The 6,410-nt window shown below is 53.2% G+C and carries 5 protein-coding genes and 1 pseudogene; 3 read left to right on the plus strand and 3 right to left on the minus strand.

Annotation, left to right across the window (positions count from 1 at the left end):
- Nucleotides 1-578: pseudogene (locus tag H8Q75_RS05375) on the plus strand (F0F1 ATP synthase subunit beta); the annotation flags it as partial.
- A 66-nt stretch (nt 579-644) separates the two neighbouring features.
- Complete coding sequence (gene atpC, locus H8Q75_RS05380) at nt 645-1,061, plus strand: ATP synthase F1 subunit epsilon (protein ID WP_011056376.1); 417 nt, start codon at nt 645-647, stop codon at nt 1,059-1,061.
- Between the two features lie 82 nt (nt 1,062-1,143).
- Here the strand turns inward: atpC and prfB are convergent.
- Nucleotides 1,144-2,257 (minus strand): peptide chain release factor 2 gene (prfB, locus tag H8Q75_RS05385; protein WP_157869742.1). Its coding sequence is split into 2 segments (ribosomal slippage): nt 1,144-2,181 and nt 2,183-2,257, totalling 1,113 coding nucleotides; the frame shifts between segments, so codons are not numbered across the junction.
- A gap of 190 nt (nt 2,258-2,447) precedes the next feature.
- Here prfB and ftsH4 point away from each other — a divergent pair.
- Nucleotides 2,448-4,307: an ATP-dependent zinc metalloprotease FtsH gene (ftsH4, locus tag H8Q75_RS05390; protein ID WP_024125932.1), complete on the plus strand. Its 1,860-nt coding sequence runs from the start codon at nt 2,448-2,450 to the stop codon at nt 4,305-4,307.
- A 232-nt stretch (nt 4,308-4,539) separates the two neighbouring features.
- On the opposite strand, the gene H8Q75_RS05395 is transcribed toward ftsH4, so the two are convergent.
- Both H8Q75_RS05395 and rplY read right to left on the minus strand, forming a co-directional pair.
- Nucleotides 4,540-6,006, minus strand: coding sequence for a TldD/PmbA family protein (locus H8Q75_RS05395; protein WP_024125933.1), 1,467 nt, complete (start codon nt 6,004-6,006; stop codon nt 4,540-4,542).
- 51 nt (nt 6,007-6,057) lie between these two features.
- The gene (gene rplY, locus H8Q75_RS05400; RefSeq protein WP_024125934.1) at nt 6,058-6,363 is read right to left on the minus strand and encodes a 50S ribosomal protein L25; all 306 of its coding nucleotides are present in this window, start codon (nt 6,361-6,363) and stop codon (nt 6,058-6,060) included.
- Between the last annotated feature and the right edge of the window lie 47 nt (nt 6,364-6,410).

Here is a 6,410-nt window from a genome sequence, read left to right on the forward strand (position 1 = left end):
CCCTTGGTACGGATGTGGGCGCTCTGCAAGAACGGATTACCTCAACCACCGAAGGTTCGATTACCTCGATTCAAGCAGTCTATGTGCCGGCGGATGACTTGACCGACCCTGCTCCTGCAACGACCTTTGCTCACTTGGATGGGACAACGGTGCTCTCCCGTAGTCTAGCTGCAAAAGGGATTTACCCCGCCGTGGATCCCCTTGGCTCCACCTCCAATATGTTGCAGCCGGACATTGTGGGTGAAGAGCACTATCAAACGGCACGGGCAGTCCAAGCCACCCTCCAGCGCTACAAAGAGCTTCAGGACATTATCGCTATTTTGGGTCTTGATGAACTCTCTGAGGAAGACCGCCTGACGGTGGCACGGGCACGCAAAATTGAGCGCTTCTTGTCTCAGCCCTTCTTTGTGGCAGAAGTGTTTACCGGTGCCCCCGGCAAATACGTCACCCTCGAAGAAACCATCAAAGGTTTCCAGATGATCCTCAGCGGTGAGCTGGATGATCTGCCAGAGCAAGCCTTCTACATGGTGGGCAACATCGAAGAAGCCAAAGCTAAGGCTGAAAAACTGAAAGCCTAGGTGAGTACATGTCAATAGCGGGTGGGGTAGCCCACCCGTTCCTTCTTGAGTGACAAGGAATACATTATGGTGATGACTGTTCGGGTAATTGCGCCTGATAAAACTGTTTGGGATGCCCCTGCCGAGGAAGTGATTTTGCCTAGCACAACGGGCCAGTTGGGCATTCTCTCAAATCATGCCCCCCTCTTAACTGCTTTGGAAACGGGTGTCATGCGGGTGCGTCAAGACCGCGAATGGGTGGCGATCGCTCTGATGGGGGGTTTTGCCGAAGTTGAAAACAACGAAGTGACAATTCTCGTCAACGGTGCTGAGCGCGGGGACACAATTGACCTCGAAAAAGCCAAAGCTGAGTTTGCCGCAGCACAGGCCGCCCTCGCTCAAGCCGAACAGGGGGAATCCAAACAGGCTAAAATTCAAGCCACCCAAGCCTTTCGTCGTGCCCGTGCTCGCCTGCAGGCCGCAGGGGGCGTGGTCGAGATTTAGTTTTTTTCTAATTTTTTCTCATTTGATTCTCATTTGATGAAGTTCAAGACCTCCCCAACGGCTGACGGGGAGGTTTTTTTATTTAGCTGGCCTCCGCCGTTTGCTGCCGCAGGTAGGCGTGGATAAAAGGATCAAGGTCACCATCCATCACATCTTGAATGGCTGTCGTTTCCACCTCTGTGCGCAGGTCCTTGACCAGTTGATAGGGGTGGAAGACATAGTTGCGAATTTGGTTGCCCCAAGCCGCCTCAACAACATCGCCACGAATATCGGCAATTTCCTTGGCCTTTTGCTCTTGGGCAATCACCAATAGTTTCGCCTTGAGAATGGCAAGGGCTTTTTCCTTATTTTGCAGTTGCGATCGCTCCTGCGTGCAGCGGACGGCCAAGCCCGTTGGTTTATGGACAATGCGCACTGCCGTTTCCACCTTGTTCACGTTTTGCCCTCCCTTGCCACCACTGCGGGAAGTGGTAATTTCTAAATCGCTTTCGGGAATCTCAACCGTAACGGATTGATCCAGTTCAGGCATCACATCCACACCGGCGAAGCTAGTTTGTCGTTTGCCATTGGCATTGAAGGGAGAAATGCGCACCAGCCGATGGGTACCCTTTTCAGAACGCAGATAGCCATAGGCGTAGCGACCGCGAATTTCCAAGGTTGCCGACTTAATGCCCGCCTCCTCCCCTTCTGAAAGTTCTGCCAGATGGGTTTGGTAACCGTGGCGCTCCGCCCAGCGGGTGTACATCCGCAGCAACATTTCTGCCCAATCCTGGGCATCGGTACCCCCCGCCCCAGCATTGATTGTGAGAATGGCGTTGTTTTTGTCGTAGGGGCCACTGAGGAGTTGTTCTAGTTCCCAACGACTTAACTGGGTGTCTAACTCCCTAAGCAGCGTGGTTGCCTCTGTCACCAACCCTTCATCCGGTTCTAACTCCAGTAGTTCCAGGGCTGTTTCCACGTGTTCAATTGCTTTTTGCCACTGTTGGAGCTGGCTGAGGGTCTCCTTGGCTTCAGTGAGTTGTTGCAGCGTGGCTTGGGCTGTGGCCTGATCATTCCAGAGATCTGGCTGAGCGGCGGTGTGCTCAAGGTCATGAATCTTGGCCTTCAGTGCCGCTGGGTCAAAGATAGTCCTGGGTCTGACCCAGGCGATCGCGCAACAGGGAAAAATCGCGTTTGAGTGTGCTTAAATCAGTCATTTTGGGATGCAAAGAATGGGAATTCTATTGATATTTTACCAAAGCAGATCTACTGCAAATGCTGCTGCTATTGGCTGTGTCTAGGGCAGTTGAGGACGCCTAGGCAATAAATGTTAAAAGTTTCGCCCTTGCCCTAGGTCCCCTGCAAGTGTCACCATAATCCCTAGGTGAACTCTGGGGAAGCTAACCCATGGCCATCAAAAACTCGCCCGAAGTCCCGCGCAATCGTTGGATTGGCAATGCCTTACTCTTCCTCGGTTTGGGGTTTTTGCTCCTGAATATCTTCTTTCCCCAACTCTTTGCACCGCGCCCGCCCCAGGTTCCCTACAGTATGTTTATCCATCAGGTGCAAGAGGGGGAGGTGGCTCGCGTCTATCTAGGCCAAAATGAGATTCTCTATCAACTGAAGCCCGAAGGGAATAAACCACCCCAAGTTTTAGCAACCACTCCGATCTTTGATCTCGAGTTACCCAAGCGCCTCGAGGAAAAGGGAGTGGAATTTGCGGCTGCGCCGCCCCCCCGCAATAGCTGGTTGTTGAATATCTTGGGTTGGGTCATTCCGCCGATTGTTTTTGTCTTGATCCTTCAGTTCTTTGCCAGTCGCCAAGTAGGCGGTGGTCCCCAAGGGGTCCTCTCCATCAGTAAAAGTCGGGCCAAGGTCTATGTGGAGGGAGCAAACACCGGCATTCGCTTTGAGGATGTGGCTGGGGTTGAAGAAGCCAAAGCAGAACTGGTCGAGATTGTGGATTTCCTAAAAAATCCCCAACGCTATATCCAAATTGGGGCCCGCATTCCCAAGGGGGTGCTGCTGGTGGGGCCGCCGGGAACCGGCAAAACCCTGCTGGCCAAGGCCGTTGCTGGCGAAGCTAATGTACCCTTCTTCTCCATTTCGGGCTCGGAGTTTGTCGAGTTATTTGTGGGTGTCGGCTCTGCCCGGGTGCGGGATCTCTTTGAGCAGGCGAAAAAGCAAGCCCCCTGTATTGTCTTTATTGATGAATTGGATGCCATTGGTAAGTCCCGTTCCAGTGCCGGCTTCTATGGTGGCAATGATGAACGGGAGCAAACCCTGAACCAACTGCTCACGGAAATGGATGGCTTTGATGCTACGGGGGCAACGGTGATTGTCCTTGCTGCAACCAACCGCCCAGAAACCCTTGATCCGGCATTGCTGCGCCCCGGCCGCTTTGATCGTCAAGTCTTAGTGGATCGCCCCGATTTGAGTGGTCGTGAAGCTATTTTGAAAATCCATGCCAAAAAGGTGAAACTGGCCCCTGAGGTGGATCTGCACGCGATCGCTGCCCGCACACCGGGGTTTGCTGGTGCCGATTTGGCCAACTTAGTCAACGAAGCAGCTCTACTAGCGGCTCGTAATCAGCGGGAAATGGTGACCCAGCAGGACTTTGCCGAAGCCATTGAACGCATTGTGGCGGGTCTTGAGAAGAAAAGCCGCGTCCTCAACGACAAAGAGAAGAAAATTGTTGCTTACCACGAAGTCGGTCATGCCCTTGTGGGCTGTGCGCTGCCGGGCAGTGGTCGGGTAGAAAAGATTTCCATTGTGCCCCGCGGCATGGCAGCGCTTGGTTATACGTTGCAGTTGCCGACGGAGGATCGCTTCCTCCTTGATGAGCAGGAACTGCGCGCCCAAATTGCCACGTTGTTGGGGGGGCGATCGGCAGAGGAGATTGTCTTTGGCACCATCACTACTGGAGCCGCCAATGATCTGCAACGGGCAACAGATTTGGCAGAGCGGATGGTGCGCAGCTACGGCATGAGCAAGGTTCTTGGCCCCCTTGCCTTTGAGCAACAACAGTCGAGCTTTTTGACAAATAATGGCATGATGCTACGGGCAGTGAGTGAGGAAACCGCTCAAGCCATTGATCGCGAAGTCAAAGAAATTGTTGAGTCAGCTCATCAACAGGCGCTCAGTATTCTTAAGGAAAACCGTGATCTTCTCGAAGCGATCGCCCAAAAACTCCTCGAAAAAGAAGTGATTGAGGGTGAAGAACTTCACGACCTACTGGCTCAAGTGAAAACCCCCGCCGCTGCCTGAGCAAGAGGGCTGCAAAAACCCAAAAAAAAGACCAGCGAATTACTGGTCATTCAGTCCAATGTTTTTGTCTCAGAGGAGAAGTTAAGGCGTACACAAAACGTGAGGACGATCCGAAAGCGGCACTGCCTTAGCTTCCCTTCTTCTTTCTATGATAATGTAGCCAGAGTCACAAAAATTCACATATAAAATCTTTAGGTATTTCTACTCAAACCCATAACTGCAGGTAATTGGTTTAGCGGCCACCCACGGTAATGGCATCCACTTTGATGTGGGGTTGACCCACGGTGACGTAGATACTACCGCTAATCGAGCCACAGAAACCAGGGGCAAGGGCAAGATCGTTGGCAGACATGGAAATCCGCTGCATGATTTCTTTGGCTTCGCCAATCAGTGTGGCTCCTTTGAGGGGGTGTTTGATTTGGCCATTTTCAATCCAGTAGGCCTCCTCAACAGCAAAGTTAAATTGACCCGTGGCACCGACGCTGCCGCCCCCCATGCGTTTACAGTAAATACCGCGATCAACGGAGGCAATCAGATCCTCTACAGTGTACTTGCCAGGAGCAATGTAGGTGTTGCGCATCCGCGAAGCGGCAGCATAGGTATAGCTTTGACGTCGGCCACTACCGGTGCGGGGGTGCCCTGTGCGCATTGAACCTGCGCGATCGCTCAGAAAATTCTTGAGGATGCCATTTTCAATCAGTAATGTGCGCTGCGTTGGCATTCCTTCATCGTCCATATCAATACTGCCAAAGGCACCGCTGGTAATTCCCTCATCCCAAGCGGTCAAGTTTTCATGGGCAATTTTTTCACCTTTTTTATCGGCAAAGGGGGTCGTCCCCCGTTCAATTTGAGTGGTTTCCAAGAGATGACCACAGGCTTCATGGAAGATCACGCCCCCAAATTGGTTGGCCATGATCACTGGGTAAGTGCCCGATTCCACGTAGTTGGCATAGAGCATTTTGCCCGCCGCTTCGGCAACGGTATCGGCTAAGGTGGTGTAGTCCCACTGGCGCAAAAAGTCTGGATTACTGGTATCGCCATTGCGCTCACCAATGGAAGCGCGGTGCTCGCCATCAGCACAGAGCACGGAGCCCACTGCCGACTGAGTGAGGCGAATGTCCCGAGCAAAGGTACCATCACTGGCGGCCACCATCACCTCTTGCCAATCGCGAAAATAACTGAGGCGACGGGATTGCAGATGTTGGGTTTTCTGGCGCAGGCGATCGCTGCCTGCTAGGAGAATATCGGCCACCTCAGCAATGGAACTACAGGTGGCCAGCCAGCTTTCCTTCTGGCCTTGGGCATAGTCCCGCAGCAGTTCAAGGTGAATTTCAGGTACATAGGCTTGGGGACTGGGTAAGAGCAACCCCATTAAGCCCAGGGCCTTTTCGAGGGCAGTGCGCAGCCCGTTGAAGCTGAGGTCATTGGTGCTCACGTAGCAGTCACGAGTACCCCGAAAAACACGAATACCCGCCCCTAAGCTCAAGCGCGGAGAAACACTCGTCAGGCGATCCTCCTCGACAAGGGTACTGAGGTAATGACTGCGCTCAAGGAAAATCTCAACAAAATCAGCGCCAGCCGCTCGTCCAAGGCCAAGGAGTGTGGCAAGGGGAGCTTCCCAAGAGCCATCAAAGCGATCGCCTTCGGGGGAATAGCTAAGGTGGGCAAGATCCGCAGAACGAAGTAGCGTGGCTGGCATTGTTAACAATCACTTAACATATCCCCACTATAGCAAATTCCCCCTCGCAGCCTAGTTTTCAGCTTTGGCTAAAAAGGAGAGGTGGTAGAGGGTATCCTTGGCGGGGTGGGCTTGCACCTCTTGGAGTACCACCGTTCCCTGCCACGGCAGATCCGGGATCGAAAGCTGAATCGGAGTTTTCTGGGGACGGGCATCCCGCACCAACAATTCGGCGGCACGGGTATCCACCACCAGGGAAATCGAAGACTCGATGGTAGGGCCGTAGAGGACGGCAGGGATTTTGCCATTACGCCGCAGGGCATTGGGCTTGGCATCAGCAGGGCGTAGTTGCCCCTCAATCACTAAGGAACGAGACATCGCTGCAACTCCAATTAAGATAAAATCGGGTGGACTTGGGTGCCATC

This window comes from Thermosynechococcus sp. OHK43 (assembly GCF_014466085.1).
Classification (GTDB): Bacteria; Cyanobacteriota; Cyanobacteriia; order Thermosynechococcales; family Thermosynechococcaceae; genus Thermosynechococcus.